This is a genomic window from Achromobacter sp., assembly GCF_032102605.1.
GTDB lineage: Bacteria > Pseudomonadota > Gammaproteobacteria > Burkholderiales > Burkholderiaceae_B > Achromobacter.
Genome location: NZ_DAMDGT010000004.1, coordinates 190,186 through 205,252 on the forward strand (window position 1 = coordinate 190,186; position 15,067 = coordinate 205,252).

At 62.8% G+C, this 15,067-nt stretch carries 14 protein-coding genes; all 14 read left to right on the plus strand.

What is annotated here, in order from left to right:
* Positions 1–352: 352 nt before the first annotated feature.
* The 14 genes from RT614_RS11335 (at position 353) to RT614_RS11400 (ending at position 15,060) form a co-directional block, all read left to right on the plus strand.
* Positions 353–1,549 (plus strand): porin, encoded by a 1,197-nt coding sequence (locus tag RT614_RS11335; protein WP_313622217.1) that lies wholly within the window; start codon positions 353–355, stop codon positions 1,547–1,549.
* A gap of 309 nt (positions 1,550–1,858) precedes the next feature.
* On the plus strand, positions 1,859–2,218 hold the full coding sequence (locus tag RT614_RS11340; protein ID WP_006217959.1) for an NADH-quinone oxidoreductase subunit A: 360 nt from the start codon (positions 1,859–1,861) through the stop codon (positions 2,216–2,218).
* 39 nt (positions 2,219–2,257) lie between these two features.
* Positions 2,258–2,734, plus strand: coding sequence for a NuoB/complex I 20 kDa subunit family protein (locus RT614_RS11345; RefSeq protein ID WP_006217960.1), 477 nt, complete (start codon positions 2,258–2,260; stop codon positions 2,732–2,734).
* A 79-nt stretch (positions 2,735–2,813) separates the two neighbouring features.
* Positions 2,814–3,440, plus strand: coding sequence for an NADH-quinone oxidoreductase subunit C (locus tag RT614_RS11350; RefSeq protein ID WP_313622218.1), 627 nt, complete (start codon positions 2,814–2,816; stop codon positions 3,438–3,440).
* Positions 3,441–3,443: 3 nt separating this feature from the next.
* On the plus strand, positions 3,444–4,700 hold the full coding sequence (locus tag RT614_RS11355; protein ID WP_313622219.1) for an NADH-quinone oxidoreductase subunit D: 1,257 nt from the start codon (positions 3,444–3,446) through the stop codon (positions 4,698–4,700).
* Positions 4,701–4,747: 47 nt separating this feature from the next.
* Positions 4,748–5,239 (plus strand): NADH-quinone oxidoreductase subunit NuoE, encoded by a 492-nt coding sequence (nuoE, locus tag RT614_RS11360; RefSeq protein WP_313622220.1) that lies wholly within the window; start codon positions 4,748–4,750, stop codon positions 5,237–5,239.
* On the plus strand, positions 5,236–6,603 hold the full coding sequence (nuoF, locus tag RT614_RS11365) for an NADH-quinone oxidoreductase subunit NuoF (protein ID WP_313622221.1): 1,368 nt from the start codon (positions 5,236–5,238) through the stop codon (positions 6,601–6,603). Before nuoE ends, nuoF begins: the two co-directional genes overlap by 4 nt.
* 15 nt (positions 6,604–6,618) lie before the next feature.
* Positions 6,619–8,946, plus strand: coding sequence for an NADH-quinone oxidoreductase subunit NuoG (nuoG, locus tag RT614_RS11370; protein WP_313622222.1), 2,328 nt, complete (start codon positions 6,619–6,621; stop codon positions 8,944–8,946).
* Entirely contained in the window at positions 8,946–10,019 is a 1,074-nt protein-coding gene (gene nuoH / locus RT614_RS11375; RefSeq protein ID WP_313622223.1) for an NADH-quinone oxidoreductase subunit NuoH, read from the plus strand. Before nuoG ends, nuoH begins: the two co-directional genes overlap by 1 nt.
* 21 nt (positions 10,020–10,040) lie before the next feature.
* The gene (gene nuoI, locus RT614_RS11380) at positions 10,041–10,529 is read left to right on the plus strand and encodes an NADH-quinone oxidoreductase subunit NuoI (protein ID WP_008161196.1); all 489 of its coding nucleotides are present in this window, start codon (positions 10,041–10,043) and stop codon (positions 10,527–10,529) included.
* A gap of 16 nt (positions 10,530–10,545) precedes the next feature.
* The gene (locus RT614_RS11385; protein ID WP_313622224.1) at positions 10,546–11,199 is read left to right on the plus strand and encodes an NADH-quinone oxidoreductase subunit J; all 654 of its coding nucleotides are present in this window, start codon (positions 10,546–10,548) and stop codon (positions 11,197–11,199) included.
* Positions 11,196–11,504 (plus strand): NADH-quinone oxidoreductase subunit NuoK, encoded by a 309-nt coding sequence (gene nuoK / locus RT614_RS11390; protein ID WP_006217969.1) that lies wholly within the window; start codon positions 11,196–11,198, stop codon positions 11,502–11,504. Before RT614_RS11385 ends, nuoK begins: the two co-directional genes overlap by 4 nt.
* Positions 11,505–11,521: 17 nt before the next feature.
* Positions 11,522–13,561 carry an NADH-quinone oxidoreductase subunit L gene (gene nuoL, locus RT614_RS11395; protein ID WP_313622225.1) on the plus strand — a complete coding sequence of 680 codons (2,040 nt, stop codon included), beginning with the start codon at positions 11,522–11,524 and terminating at the stop codon, positions 13,559–13,561.
* A complete protein-coding gene (locus RT614_RS11400; protein ID WP_313622226.1) occupies positions 13,558–15,060 on the plus strand; it encodes an NADH-quinone oxidoreductase subunit M in 1,503 nt (500 codons plus the stop codon). The genes nuoL and RT614_RS11400 overlap by 4 nt, the downstream gene beginning before the upstream one ends.
* Positions 15,061–15,067: the final 7 nt, after the last annotated feature.

The following is a 15,067-nucleotide window of genomic DNA, read 5'->3' on the forward strand; positions in this document are numbered from 1 at the left end:
CCCGTGCCGGCACCCGATCGATGTCGCTCGGCGCTTCGAAGCTCGCAGAAAATCGGTTGAAGAATTCGTTTTGGAATTGCCCAAAAAATTGGGGGCAGGGCCGAAAGTCGCGTGGTTGCGCGCTCGGGCCGGCAGATAAGGGAAAGCCCTAGCGTTGCTCGGCAAGCGTCGGCGGGATGTTGCAAGTTCCCAACAAGGCTGTCGCAAACGTGCACTTTTCTGATGCCGACCGTAGCCAGCCCCCCTGATTTTTGATGCAATAGCGTCAACTTCCCTTCGCGGAGTTAGGGGGGCGGCAGGCTGGTTTGCTGGATTGCTGCTCTTGTCACTCAAATCAACGGAGATTTCTTAAATGAAAAAGACTCTGCTCGCTGCCGCCCTGCTCGCCGGTTTCGCCGGTGTCGCCCAGGCAGAAACGTCTGTCACCCTGTACGGCATCATTGATACGGGTATCGGTTACAACGACGTCAAGGCCTCCATCAAGGACGCTGCTGGCAACACCATCGCCCGCGTCGACGGAAGCCGTTTCGGCATGATCAACGGCGTGCAGAACGGTTCGCGCTGGGGTCTGCGTGGTTCGGAAGATCTGGGTGACGGCCTGCGCGCTGTTTTCCAACTGGAATCGGGCTTCAACTCGGGTAACGGCAACTCCGCTCAAGGCGGTCGTCTGTTCGGTCGTCAAGCCACCGTCGGTCTGGCCAGCGACAGCTGGGGTCAACTGGACTTCGGTCGCCAAACCAACATCGCGTCGAAGTACTTCGGCTCGATCGATCCGTTCGGCGCTGGCTTCGGTCAAGCCAACATCGGTGTTGGTCTGAGCGCTGCGAACACGCAACGCTACGACAACATGGTCATGTACCAAACCCCGTCGTTCAGCGGCTTCCAGTTCGGCGTTGGCTACTCGTTCAGCGCTGATGACACGAACACCGGCCGTGCCGCCACCGCGACCACGCCCGCCGTTCCGTCGCAAGTGGGCTTCCGCACCGCCGACAACACCCGCGCTATCACCACCGGTCTGCGCTACGTCAATGGCCCGTTGAACGTCGCCCTGACGTACGACCAACTGAACGCCTCGAACAACCTGCCCTCCGGCGCTACGGACGCGACCCCGCGCATGTACGCAATCGGCGGTTCGTATGACTTCGAAGTGGTCAAGCTGGCTCTGGCTTACGCTCGCACCACCGACGGTTGGTTCGCCGGCCAAGGCTTCGGTACCTCGGTCACCACGGGCACGTCTTCGTTCAGCGGCTTCGGCACCAACATCTTCGCTGATGGCTTCAAGGCCAACTCGTACATGGTCGGTCTGTCGGCCCCCATCGGTGGCGCCAGCCAACTGTTCGGTTCGTGGCAGATGGTTGACCCCAGCAACAACAACCTGAACGCCCTGGAAAACGGCGCCGAAACGATGAACGTGTTCAGCCTCGGCTACACGTACGATCTGTCGAAGCGCACGAACCTGTACGCCTACGGTTCCTACGCCAAGAACTACGCCTTCCTGGACGACGCCAAGTCGACCGCCGTCGGCGTCGGTATCCGCCACCGCTTCTAATCCAACGCAGGGTGCAAGCCCTGTCTGGATTCAAAGCGAAAGCGAGCGAACGGGCTTCGGCCCGTTCGCATAAACCACCCTTTCGAGGGTGGTTTTTTTTTGTGGTTTTTATGTTTGCTGGTTGAATTCGGGCATACTACGACTGCTTGTTGTTCAAGCTGTGTGCCCATCGAAAAACGCTGTTGGAAGCTGCGATTGTTCCACTTGAGGAATGCAGTCTTTCACCCGCTATTCAAGCTACAGAGTTCAGCCGGAAGTAACCGCGCGAATGCTACAATCCTAAGGTTTGCGCATTTGACGGACGCCTGAATGAACCTGCAACAGTATTTTCCCGTCCTGCTGTTTATCGTAGTGGCCACCCTTATCGGGTTCGCGCTGCTAACGGCCGGCTCCCTCCTTGGCCCGCGGCGTCCTTACGCTGAGAAGCTCTCGCCCTATGAGTGCGGCTTCGAAGCGTTTGAAGATGCACGCATGAAGTTTGACGTGCGCTACTACCTGGTGGCGATTCTGTTCATTCTTTTCGACCTGGAAATCGCGTTCCTGTTCCCGTGGGCCATTGCTCAGGGCACTGTTGGACTCGTCGGTTTCTGGACGGTCATGGTTTTCCTCGCCGTGTTGACCGTCGGCTTCATCTACGAATGGAAAAAGGGCGCGCTGGATTGGGAGTAACCCCCTGGGTACTTTCAACGCACGCTATCAGAGACGAATATGGCTATAGACGGCATTCTCAAGCAAGGGTTCATCACCACCAGCGCCGACAAGTTCCTGAACTGGGCGAAGACCGGCTCCATGTGGCCCATGACCTTCGGTCTGGCCTGTTGCGCGGTCGAGATGATGCACGCGGGCGCGGCCCGCTACGACCTGGACCAATTCGGCATCATCTTCCGGCCCAGCCCGCGCCAGTCAGATCTCATGATCGTCGCCGGCACGCTGTGCAACAAGATGGCGCCGGCTCTGCGCAAGGTCTATGACCAGATGCCCGAGCCGCGCTGGGTTGTCTCCATGGGCTCCTGTGCCAATGGCGGCGGCTACTACCACTACTCGTATTCGGTGGTCCGTGGCTGCGATCGCATCGTACCGGTAGACGTCTACGTGCCGGGCTGCCCGCCCACGGCCGAGGCGCTGGTCTACGGCTTGCTGCAAATGCAGAACAAGATCCGTCTGACCAACACGATTGCGCGCTGATGCTTCACCGGGTTCGACGGCAGGCCTCGCCGCCTCGAATCCAGCGAAACCAGCGTATCGGTTCACCTAAGCGTACAAGATGATGACCAGGCTCGAATCCCTGAAAAACAATTTGCAGACCACCCTCGGCGCGGATATCGCGCTGACCGAGGCGCTGGGCGAGCTGACGCTCGAAGTGCCCGCGGAACAGTGGTTCTCCGTCTGCAACAAGCTGCGCACCGAAGCCGGCCTGCGCTTTGAAACCTGTATCGACCTCTGCGGCGTCGACTACCTGACCTGGGGCAACGGCACGCGCCAACTGCCCGAGGAAACGAACGCCCGAGTGCATCGTTCGCGTTTCGCCGTGGTGGCGCATCTGCTCTCCCTCGAGAACAACTGCCGCCTGCGCGTGCGCACCTGGGTTCCCGACGACGAATTCCCGGTAGTGTCCTCGCTGATGGAATGCTGGCCTACCGTCGGCTGGTTCGAGCGCGAAGCCTTCGATCTGTACGGCATCGTCTTCGAAGGCCATCCCGACCTGCGCCGCATCCTGACGGACTACGGCTTCATCGGGCATCCCTTCCGCAAGGACTTCCCGCTTTCGGGCACCGTCGAAATGCGCTACGACCCCGAACAGCGGCGCGTCATTTACCAGCCCGTCACGATCGATCCCCGCGAGATCACCCCGCGCGTGGTGCGCGAAGACACCTACGGCATGGGGCGTTGAATCATGGCAGACATCAAGAACTACACCCTCAACTTCGGTCCTCAACACCCGGCCGCGCACGGCGTGCTGCGCCTGGTGCTCGAGCTTGACGGCGAAGTCATCCAACGCGCAGATCCGCACATCGGCCTGCTGCACCGCGCCACCGAGAAGCTGGCCGAGCACAAGACCTACATCCAGGCGCTGCCCTACATGGACCGCCTGGACTACGTGTCCATGATGTGCAACGAGCACGCCTACGTCATGGCCATCGAAAAGCTGCTGGGCGTCGAGGCCCCGCTGCGCGCCCAATACATCCGCGTGATGTTCGACGAGATCACCCGTCTCCTGAACCACCTGATGTCTCTGGGTTCGCACGCGCTGGACGTGGGCGCCATGGCGGTGTTCCTGTATGCCTTCCGCGAGCGCGAAGACCTGATGGACTGCTACGAAGCGGTCTCGGGCGCGCGCATGCACGCGGCCTACTACCGTCCGGGCGGCGTCTATCGCGACCTGCCGGACTCCATGCCGCAATACGGCGACACCAGCAAGTACCGCGGCGACAAGGAAATGCGCGTCATGAACGACGCGCGTTCGGGTTCGCTGCTGGACTTCATCGAAGACTTCACCAACCGCTTCCCCGCATGCGTCGACGAGTACGAAACGCTGCTCACCGACAACCGCATCTGGAAGCAGCGCCTGGTGGGCATCGGCGTGGTTGATCCCGACCGCGCCAAGGCGCTGGGCTTCACCGGCCCGATGCTGCGTGGATCGGGCGTGGCCTGGGACCTGCGCAAGATGCAGCCCTACGAAGTCTACGACCTGCTCGATTTCGACATCCCCGTGGGTGTCAACGGCGATTGCTACGACCGCTACCTGGTCCGCGTCGCTGAAATGCGCCAGAGCAATCGCATCATCCGCCAGTGCGTGGAATGGCTGCGCAACAATCCCGGCCCGGTCATGATCGAAAACCACAAGATCGCCCCGCCGTCGCGCACCGCCATGAAGACCAACATGGAAGAGCTGATCCATCACTTCAAGCTCTTCACTGAAGGTTTCCACGTGCCCCCGGGCGAGGCTTACGCCTCGGTGGAGCATCCGAAGGGCGAATTCGGCATCTACCTGGTGTCCGACGGCGCCAACAAGCCTTACCGCCTGAAGATTCGGGCGCCTGGCTTTGTCCACCTGCAAGCGCTGGATGAAATGTCGCGCGGCCACATGATCGCCGACGCCGTCACCATCATTGGCACGCAGGACATCGTTTTCGGCGAGATCGATCGCTGATCCGCCCAGACAGTCACGAGCACGCCCGCATAACCCGGATTCAAACTATGCTGCTTTCCGAACAGGCCTACCAGAAAATCGACCGTGAACTCGCGAAGTTCCCGGGCGACCAGCGGCAGTCCGCCATCATGGCCTCGCTTGCCATCGCGCAAGAAGAGAAGGGCTGGTTGGCTACCGAAATCATCGAAGATGTGGCCAACTACATCGGCGTTCCGCCCATCGCGGTCCAGGAAGTCGCCACGTTCTACAACATGTTCGACGTCAAGCCCGTCGGCAAGAACAAGATCGCCGTCTGCACGAACCTGCCCTGTGCCTTGCGCGACGGCGACCGTGCCGGCGAATACCTCAAGCGCAAGCTGGGTGTCGATTACCGCGAGACCACCGCAGACGGCCAGTTCACCCTGGTCGAAGGCGAATGCATGGGCGCTTGCGGCGATTCCCCCGTGCTGATCGTGAACAACAAGCATATGTGCGTGCGCATGACCGACGAGAAGCTGGACGCGCTGGTCGCGACCCTCAAGCAAGGAGAGTCGGCATGAACGCGCCTGACCTGTACAAGCAGTTCGCGCAGGGGCTGGAACCCAACCCCCTGAACGATCTGTCCAACTCGATGTGCCTGCATGGCCGGCACATCCAGCCGCAGATCCTGGACGGCGTCGACGGCGCCAACTGGCGCCTTGCCGACTACGTCAAGCGTGGCGGGTACGAAGCCCTGAAGAAGATCCTGACCACCGGCATGAAGCCGGAAGACGTGATCGCGGAAGTCAAGGCGTCGGGCCTGCGTGGCCGCGGCGGCGCGGGCTTCCCGACCGGCCTGAAGTGGAGCTTCATGCCGCGCGCCTTCCCCGGCCAGAAGTATCTGGTCTGCAACTCCGACGAAGGCGAACCCGGCACGTTCAAGGACCGCGACATCCTGCGCTTCAATCCGCACATCGTGATTGAAGGCATGGCGATCGCCGCCTACGCCATGGGCATCAGCGTCGGCTACAACTACATCCACGGCGAAATCTTCGAAGTCTACGAGCGCTTCGAGGAAGCACTGGAAGAGGCGCGCGCCGCCGGCTTCCTGGGCGACCGCCTGTTTGGTTCCGACTTCAGCTTCCAGCTGCACGCGTTCCACGGCTACGGCGCCTACATCTGCGGCGAAGAAACCGCGCTGCTGGAATCCCTGGAAGGCAAGAAGGGCCAGCCGCGCTTCAAGCCGCCGTTCCCGGCCAGCTTCGGCCTGTACGGCAAGCCCACCACGATCAACAACACGGAAACGTTCGCGGCCGTGCCGTGGATCATCCGCAACGGCGGCCAGGCCTACCTCGAAGTCGGCAAGCCGAACAACGGCGGCACCAAGCTGTTCTCGATCACCGGCGACGTCGAACGCCCCGGCAACTACGAGATCCCGCTGGGTACGCCGTTCTCGACCCTGCTGGAACTGGCGGGCGGCATGCGCGGCGGCAAGAAACTGAAGGCCGTGATCCCCGGCGGATCCAGCGCCCCGGTCCTGCCCGCCGACATCATCATGGAATGCACGATGGACTATGACTCCATCGCCAAGGCCGGCTCGATGCTGGGTTCGGGCGCCGTGATCGTCATGGACGAAACGCGCTGCATGGTGAAGTCGTTGCTCCGGCTGTCGTACTTCTATTTCGAGGAAAGCTGCGGTCAGTGCACGCCGTGCCGCGAAGGCACGGGCTGGCTCTACCGCATGGTGCACCGCATCGAAAACGGTCAAGGCCGTCCGGAAGATCTGGAGCTGCTGGATAACGTGGCCCTCAACATCATGGGTCGCACCATCTGCGCCCTGGGTGACGCCGCCGCCATGCCCGTACGTGGCTTCCTCAAGCATTTTCGCGACGAATTCGCGCACCACATCGAGCACAAGTCTTGTGTGGTCCCGCAATATCTGTAGGTCTCAGGAACAGCAATGGTTGAACTAACCGTCGACGGCAACAAGGTCGAAGTGCCCGAAGGCAGCATGGTCATGCATGCCGCCCAGAAAGTCGGGCTTTACGTGCCGCATTTCTGCTACCACAAGAAACTGTCCATCGCGGCCAACTGCCGGATGTGCCTGGTTGAAGTGGAAAAAGCGCCCAAGGCGCTGCCCGCCTGCGCCACGCCCGTGACCAACGGCATGGTCGTCCACACCTGCTCGGAGAAGGCTCGCGCCGCTCAGAAGTCGGTGATGGAATTCTTGCTCATCAATCACCCCCTCGACTGCCCGATCTGCGATCAGGGCGGCGAATGCCAGCTGCAGGACCTGGCCGTGGGCTACGGCGGCTCTTCTTCCCGTTACCAGGAAGAAAAGCGCGTCGTGTTCCACAAGGACCTGGGCCCGCTGGTTTCCGCCGAGGAAATGACCCGCTGCATCCACTGCACCCGCTGCGTGCGCTTCGGCCAGGAAATCGCCGGCGTCATGGAACTGGGCATGCTGGGCCGCGGCGAACACTCCGAGATCACGACCTTCGTGGGCCGCTCGATCGAGTCCGAACTGTCGGGCAACATGATCGACATCTGTCCGGTGGGCGCGCTGACCTCCAAGCCCTTCCGCTACAGCGCGCGCACCTGGGAACTGGCTCGCCGTCGTTCGGTCAGCCCGCACGACAGCCTGGGCGCCAACCTGGTGGTCCAGGTCAAGGGCGACCGCGTCATGCGCGTTGTGCCCTTCGAAGACGAAGCCGTCAACGAATGCTGGATCAGCGACCGCGACCGCTTCTCGTACGAAGGCCTGAACAGCGATGACCGTCTGTCCGCCCCGATGATCAAGGGCACCGACGGCAAGTGGCAGGAAGCCTCCTGGGCTGACGCCCTGCAGGCCGTGGCCCAAGGCCTGTCGCGCGTGCGTGACAGCTTCGGCGCCGGCCAGATCGGAGCACTGGCGTCGGAATACGCCACGACCGAAGAATACGCACTGCTGGGCCGCGTGGTTCGCGCGCTGGGTTCCGAGAACATCGACTTCCGCCTGCGCCAGACCGATCCGGCCTTCGACGCCGCACTGACCGGCGCACCGTGGCTGGGCATGCCCATCGCTGAACTCGACAACCTGGACCGCGTCCTGGTCGTCGGCTCGTTCCTGCGCAAGGATCACCCGCTGATGGCCCAGCGCCTGCGCCAGGCTGCCAAGCGCGGCACGCAGATCCTGATGGTCGACAGCGCCGCCGACGATCCCCTGATGCCCGTCACCGCGCGCATCACCGTCGCCCCGTCCGAACTGGCGCGCGCGCTGGCCGAAGTGGCCGTCGCGCTGGCGCAAGCCAAGGAACAGGCGGTGCCGGCTGAATTCGCTTCGGTCACGCCGGGCGAAAACGCCAAGCTCATCGCCGCCAGCCTCGCTTCCGGCGCCAACACCGCCGTGCTGATGGGCAACCTGGCGGTCGCCAGCGCCCAGGCCACCACACTGGCCGCAAACGGCCGCGCCGTGGCCGACCTGGCCGGCGGCAAGTTTGGCTTCCTGACCTCGGGCGGCAACACGGTCGGCGGTTACCTTGCCGGCGCCATCCCGGGCAAGGGCGGCAAGACCGCCGCAGCCATGCTGGCCGAACCGCTCAAGGCCTATGTGGTCCTGCACGCCGAGCCGCTGCTCGACGCCGACAACGGCCAGCAGGCCATCGCCGCCCTGCGCGGCGCTCAATTCGCCGTCGCGCTGACGCCGTACCGCTCGGCTGCCGCCGAGTGGGCCGACGTGATGCTGCCGGTGTCGCCGTTCACCGAAACCTCGGGCACCTTCGTCAACGCGCAAGGTCTGGCTCAAAGCTTCAAGGGCACGGTCACGCCGTTCGGCCAGACCCGTCCGGGCTGGAAGGTCCTGCGCGTGCTGGGCAACGTCCTGCACCTGGCCGGCTTCGACGACGAAACCTCCGAGTCCGTGCGCGACGCCGTGCTGGCTGGCGGCATCGAAGGCCGCCTGTCCAACGACCTCAAGGCCCCCCTGGGCCTGGGCCAGACAGCCACCGGCCTGGAACGCGTTGCCGACGTGCCGATCTACCGCACCGATGCGATGGTGCGCCGTTCGGAACCGCTGCAGGCCTCGCCGGCCTCGAAGAAGCCCGCCGCCGCCATGAACGGCCGTACGCTCACCAGCCTGGGCCTGACGGCTGGCGTCAAGGTGCGCGTGTCGGCCGGGCAGGGCGCCGTCGAACTCGAAACCGTCCAGGACGATGCCGTGGCCGATCGCGCCGTGCGCATTTCCGCAGCCTTTGAAAGTACCGCTGCCCTGGGTGGCGCATTTGGTCAAATCAGCGTGGAGCGTGCCTGATGGAATGGCTCAATGTTCTTGAAAGCCACGGTCAGGCATTGCTGGGTCCGACGGTCTGGATGGTCCTCTGGACCCTCGTCAAGATCGTCGTCATCGCCGTGCCGATCATTCTGTGCGTGGCGTACCTGACGTACTGGGAGCGCAAGATGATCGGCGCCATGCACGTGCGCATGGGTCCGAACCGCGTCGGTTTCAAGGGGCTGCTGCAGCCGTTTGCCGACGTGTTCAAGCTCCTGACCAAGGAAGTCGTCGTTCCCAGCCAGGCCAACAAGGTGCTGTTCGTCGTGGCCCCGGTGGTCACGCTGATGCCCGCGCTGGCAGCCTGGGCCGTCGTGCCCTTCGGTCCGGACGTCGTGCTGGCCAACGTCAACGCCGGTCTGCTGTACGTCATGGCCATCACGTCCGTCGGCGTGTACGGCGTGATCGTCGCCGGCTGGGCGTCCAACTCCAAGTACGCGTTCCTGGGCGCGCTGCGCGCCTCGGCCCAGATGCTGTCGTATGAACTGGCCATCGGCTTCGTGCTGGTGACGGTGCTGCTGGTGTCCGGCAGCCTGAACATGTCCGAGATCGTGAACGTCCAGAACCGCGGCTGGTTTGCCGAAAAGGGCCTGACGTTCATGTCCTGGAACTGGCTGCCGCTGTTGCCGCTGTTCGTGATCTACGTGATCTCGGCCGTTGCCGAAACCAACCGCCACCCGTTCGACGTGGTGGAAGGCGAATCGGAAATCGTGGCCGGCCACATGGTCGAATACTCGGGCATGGCGTTCGCGCTGTTCTTCCTGGGCGAATACGCCAACATGATCCTGCTGTCCTGCATGGCCTCGATCATGTTCCTGGGCGGCTGGGCTTCCCCGATCGATATCGCGCCGCTGACCTGGATTCCGGGTTGGATCTGGCTGGGTCTCAAGACGTTCGTCGTGGTCTCGTTGTTCGTGTGGTTCCGGGCCTCGTTCCCGCGCTACCGCTACGACCAGATCATGCGCTTGGGTTGGAAAATCTTCATCCCGCTGACTGGCGTTTGGCTGGTCGTGGTGGCGATCTGGATGCAGACGCCCTGGAACATTTGGCGCTAAGCCGCCAAGCAGAGGCAGGATATGGAAGCGATCAAGGATTTCTTCGGCAGTCTGATGCTGACCGAATTGCTCAAGGGCATGCGCCTGACGGGCAAGTATTTCTTCAAACGCAAGGTCACCTTGCGCTACCCCCAGGAAAAGACCCCTGCGTCGCCGCGTTTCCGCGGCCTGCACGCGCTGCGCCGCTACCCCAACGGGGAAGAGCGCTGCATCGCGTGCAAGCTTTGCGAAGCCGTGTGCCCGGCGCTGGCGATCACGATCGAGTCGGACCAGCGCGACGACGGCACCCGCCGCACGACGCGCTACGACATCGACCTGACCAAGTGCATTTTCTGCGGCTTCTGTGAGGAAAGCTGCCCCGTGGACTCCATCGTGGAAACGCACATCCACGAATACCACGGCGAAAAGCGCGGCGACCTGTATTTCACCAAAGACATGCTGCTCGCCGTGGGCGACCGCTACGAAGCCGACATCGCCCGCCGCCGGGCCGAAGACGCGCCTTACCGCTGAGCCCAGGGTCCGATCCATGACTTTTACCACTGTCCTTTTCTACATACTGGCCGCCGTGCTGGTGATCGCGGCGTTCCGCGTGATCACCGCGCGCAGCGCGGTCACTGCAGTCCTGCACCTGATCCTGGCCTTCGCCAACGCGGCCATGCTGTGGATGCTGCTGGGCGCCGAGTTCCTCGCGCTGCTGCTGGTGCTGGTGTACGTGGGCGCCGTGATGGTGCTGTTCCTCTTCGTCGTGATGATGCTCGACATCCGCATGGACACCCTGCGGCAGGGCATGAAAACCTACCTGCCGCTGGGCCTGGTGATCGGCCTGGTGCTGGTGCTGGAAGTGTCCTTCGTGCTGGGTTCCATCTGGTACGGCTCGGGTCCGCAGGCGCCGGTCGCCAGCGACTACAACAATGCCCGCGCGCTGGGCGAGGCGATGTACACGCAGTACGTCTACGCCGTTGAAGTGGGCGCCGCGCTGCTGCTGGTCGGCATGGTCGCCGCGATCGCGCTGACCCTGCGCCGCCGCCGCGACGTGAAGTACAACGACCCGGTCGCCGCTGTCCGCGTGCGTTCGAAGGACCGCTTCCGCATGGTGAGCATGCCCGCCCAGAGCGAGCGCGCCCAAGCCAAGCGTGACGCTTCGAACGGCGTTGCCGCGCCCCAAGGAGAAAAAGAATGACGCTGACGCTGGCCCACTATCTGATCCTTGGCGCGATTCTGTTCGCCATCGGGATCTTCGGAATCTTCCTGAACCGCCGCAACCTGATCATTCTCCTGATGTCCATCGAGCTCGTGCTCCTGGCCGTCAACATGAACTTCGTGGCGTTCTCCAGCTGGTTCGGCGACACCGCCGGACAGGTGTTCGTGTTCTTCATCCTGACCGTCGCAGCCGCCGAAGCGGCGATCGGCCTGGCCATCCTGGTGCTGCTGTTCCGCAACCTGAACACGATCAACGTTGACGAACTCGATCGCCTGAAGGGCTGACGGGGTATTGGAAGAAAATGTCTAGCTCACCCAATCTCTACCTGCTCATCGCGCTGGCGCCGCTGGCCGGAGCAATTCTCGCGGGCCTCTTTGGCACCGGCTTCCTCGGCCGGCCCATCGGCCGCCGCGCCTCGCATGTCATCACCATCCTTGGCGTGCTTGTCTCCGCCATCGGTTCGGTGGTGGTGCTGGGCGACGTGCTGAACGGCCTGCGCTTCGACGGCGCCGTCTACACCTGGAGCCTCATCGGCCAGACCAAGCTGGAAATCGGCTTCCTGATCGATCCGCTCTCGGCCATGATGATGGTCGTCGTGACCTCCGTGTCGCTCATGGTGCACATCTACACCATCGGCTACATGGCTGACGATCCCGGCTACCAGCGCTTCTTCTCGTACATCTCGCTGTTCACGTTCTCCATGCTGATGCTGGTGATGTCGAACAACATGGTGCAGCTGTTCTTCGGCTGGGAAGCGGTGGGTCTGGTGTCGTACCTGCTGATCGGTTTCTGGTACACCCGTCCCACGGCGATCTTCGCCAACATGAAGGCGTTCCTCATCAACCGCGTCGGCGACTTCGGTTTCGTCCTGGGCATCGGCCTGCTGTTCGCCTACGCCGGCACCATGCACTACGGTGAAGTCTTCGCGCAGGCTGACAAGCTGGCCGCGATGACGCTGCCGGGTTCGGACTGGATGCTGCTGACCGTCGCCTGCATCTGCCTCTTCATCGGCGCCATGGGCAAATCGGCCCAGGTTCCGCTGCACGCCTGGCTGCCTGACTCGATGGAAGGCCCGACCCCGATCTCCGCGCTGATCCACGCCGCCACCATGGTGACGGCCGGCATCTTCATGGTTGCGCGCTTCTCGCCGCTGTTCGAGCTGTCGGATACGGCGCTGTCGTTCATCATCGTGATTGGCGCCATCGGCGCGCTGTTCCTGGGCATCCTGGGCATCATCCAGAACGACATCAAGCGCGTCGTCGCGTATTCCACGCTGTCGCAGCTGGGCTACATGACCGTGGCGCTGGGCGCGTCGGCCTACTCGGTCGCGATCTTCCACCTGATGACGCACGCGTTCTTCAAGGCGCTGCTGTTCCTGGGCGCCGGCTCGGTCATCATCGGCATGCACCACGACCAGGACATCCGCAACATGGGCGGCCTGCGCAAGTACATGCCCATCACCTGGATCACGTTCCTGCTGGGCACGCTGGCTCTGGTCGGCACGCCGTTCTTCTCGGGTTTCTACTCGAAGGAAAACATCATCGAAGCCGCGGGCCACGCCAACGTGTGGGGCGCCAGCTTTGCCTACTATGCCGTGTTGATCGGCGTGTTCGTGACGTCGCTGTACTCGTTCCGCGTGTACTTCCTGGTCTTCCACGGCAAGGAACGCTTCGACACGAGCGACCACGGCCACGGCCATGACGCGCACGGCCACGATGACCACGGACATGACGACCATGGCCACGGCCATCACGGCGGCAAGCCGCACGAGTCGCCCTGGGTGGTCACGCTGCCGCTGGTGCTGCTGGCGATTCCGTCGGTGCTGATCGGCGCCTGGGCGGTGGACCCGATGGTCTTCGGCAAGTTCTTCGAAGGCTCCATCAAGGTTCTGCCGCTGCAGCATCCCGCCATGCACGCGCTCAGCGAGGAATGGCACGGCTGGGTCGCCTATGGCCTGCACGCCTTCCAGACCCTGCCGTTCTGGCTGGTTGTCGCTGGTTTCGTCATCTCCTGGTATTGCTACCTGATCAACCCGAAGGTGCCGGCCGCCATCAAGGCCAACCTGTCGGGCGTGAACAAGATCCTCGAGAACAAGTACTACGTCGACTGGTTCAACGAGCAGGTCATCGCGCGCGGCTTGCGCTGCCTGGGCCGCGGCCTGTGGCAGACCGGCGACCGCGGCATCATCGACGGCTTCCTGATCAACGGTAGCGCCCGCGTGGTGGGCTGGGTGGCTGCCATCAGCCGCCACCTGCAGTCCGGCTTCATCTATCACTACGCGTTCGCAATGATCATCGGCGTCATGGCGCTGGTGACTTTCTTTGTGCTGATTCCCCAATGATGGCAAGCGAGATGGCATCCAACACTTTTCCCTGGCTCACGCTTGCGATCTTTGTCCCGATCGTATTCGGCCTGCTGGTGCTGGCGGTGGGCCGTGACGACCGTCCCGGCCTGACGCGCGGCCTGTCGCTCGTCGGCTCGATCGCCGGTTTCCTGGTCACGATTCCGCTCTACACGAACTTCGACTCCTCCACGGCCGCCATGCAGTTCGTGGAGAAGACCTCCTGGATCGAGGCCTTCAACGTCAATTACCACCTGGGCGTCGACGGCATCTCGCTGTGGTTCGTGCTCCTGACGGCTTTCATCACCATCATCGTGGTGCTGGCCGGCTGGGAAGTCATCACCAGCCGCGTGTCGCAATACATGGCCGCCTTCCTGATCCTCTCGGGTCTGATGGTCGGCGTGTTCTGCGCCCTGGACGGCATGCTGTTCTACGTGTTCTTCGAAGCCACGCTGATCCCGATGTACATCATCATCGGCGTCTGGGGCGGCGCGAACCGCGTGTATGCGGCGTTCAAGTTCTTCCTGTACACCCTGATGGGTTCGCTGCTGACGCTGATCGCGTTCGTCTACCTGTGGAATGCGTCGGGTGGTTCGTTCGACATCCTGACTTGGCAGCAGACCAAGCTGGGCTACACCCCGCAGATCCTCATCTTCGTGGCGCTGCTTGCCGCTTTTGCGGTCAAGGTGCCGATGTGGCCGGTCCACACGTGGTTGCCGGACGCTCACGTGGAAGCGCCTACCGGCGGCTCCATCGTCCTGGCGGCCATCATGCTGAAGCTGGGCGCGTACGGTTTCCTGCGCTTCTCGCTGCCGATCGCTCCTGACGCTTCGCACAGCCTTGCCGGCCTGATGATCACGCTGTCGCTGATCGCCGTGATCTACATCGGTCTGGTCGCGATCGTGCAGGACGACATGAAGAAGCTGGTGGCCTATTCGTCGGTGGCCCACATGGGCTTCGTCACGCTGGGCTTCTTCATCTTCAACACGGCTGGCGTCGAAGGCGCCATCGTGCAGATGATCTCCCACGGTTTCGTGTCGGGCGCCATGTTCATGTGTATCGGGGTGCTCTACGACCGCATGCATTCGCGCCGCATCGCCGACTACGGCGGCGTCGTCAACGTGATGCCGCGCTTCGCCACGTTCTTCATCCTGTTCTCGATGGCCAACAGCGGCCTGCCGGCCACCAGCGGTTTCGTCGGCGAATTCATGGTGATCATGGGCGCGGTCGAGCACAACTTCTGGATCGGCTTGTTGGCGGCAACCGCCCTGATCCTGGGCGCGGCGTATTCGCTGTGGATGGTCAAGCGCGTCGTCCTGGGCGATGTCGCCAATGACCACGTGCGTGAGCTGACCGATATCAATCGTCGCGAATTCCTGATTCTTGGCGTGATGGCGATCGCCGTGTTGTACATGGGGATCTATCCCAAGCCCTTTACCGACGTGATGCACGTGTCGGTCGAGGCCCTGCTGCAACACGTTGCCGTCTCGAAACTGTAAGACAAGA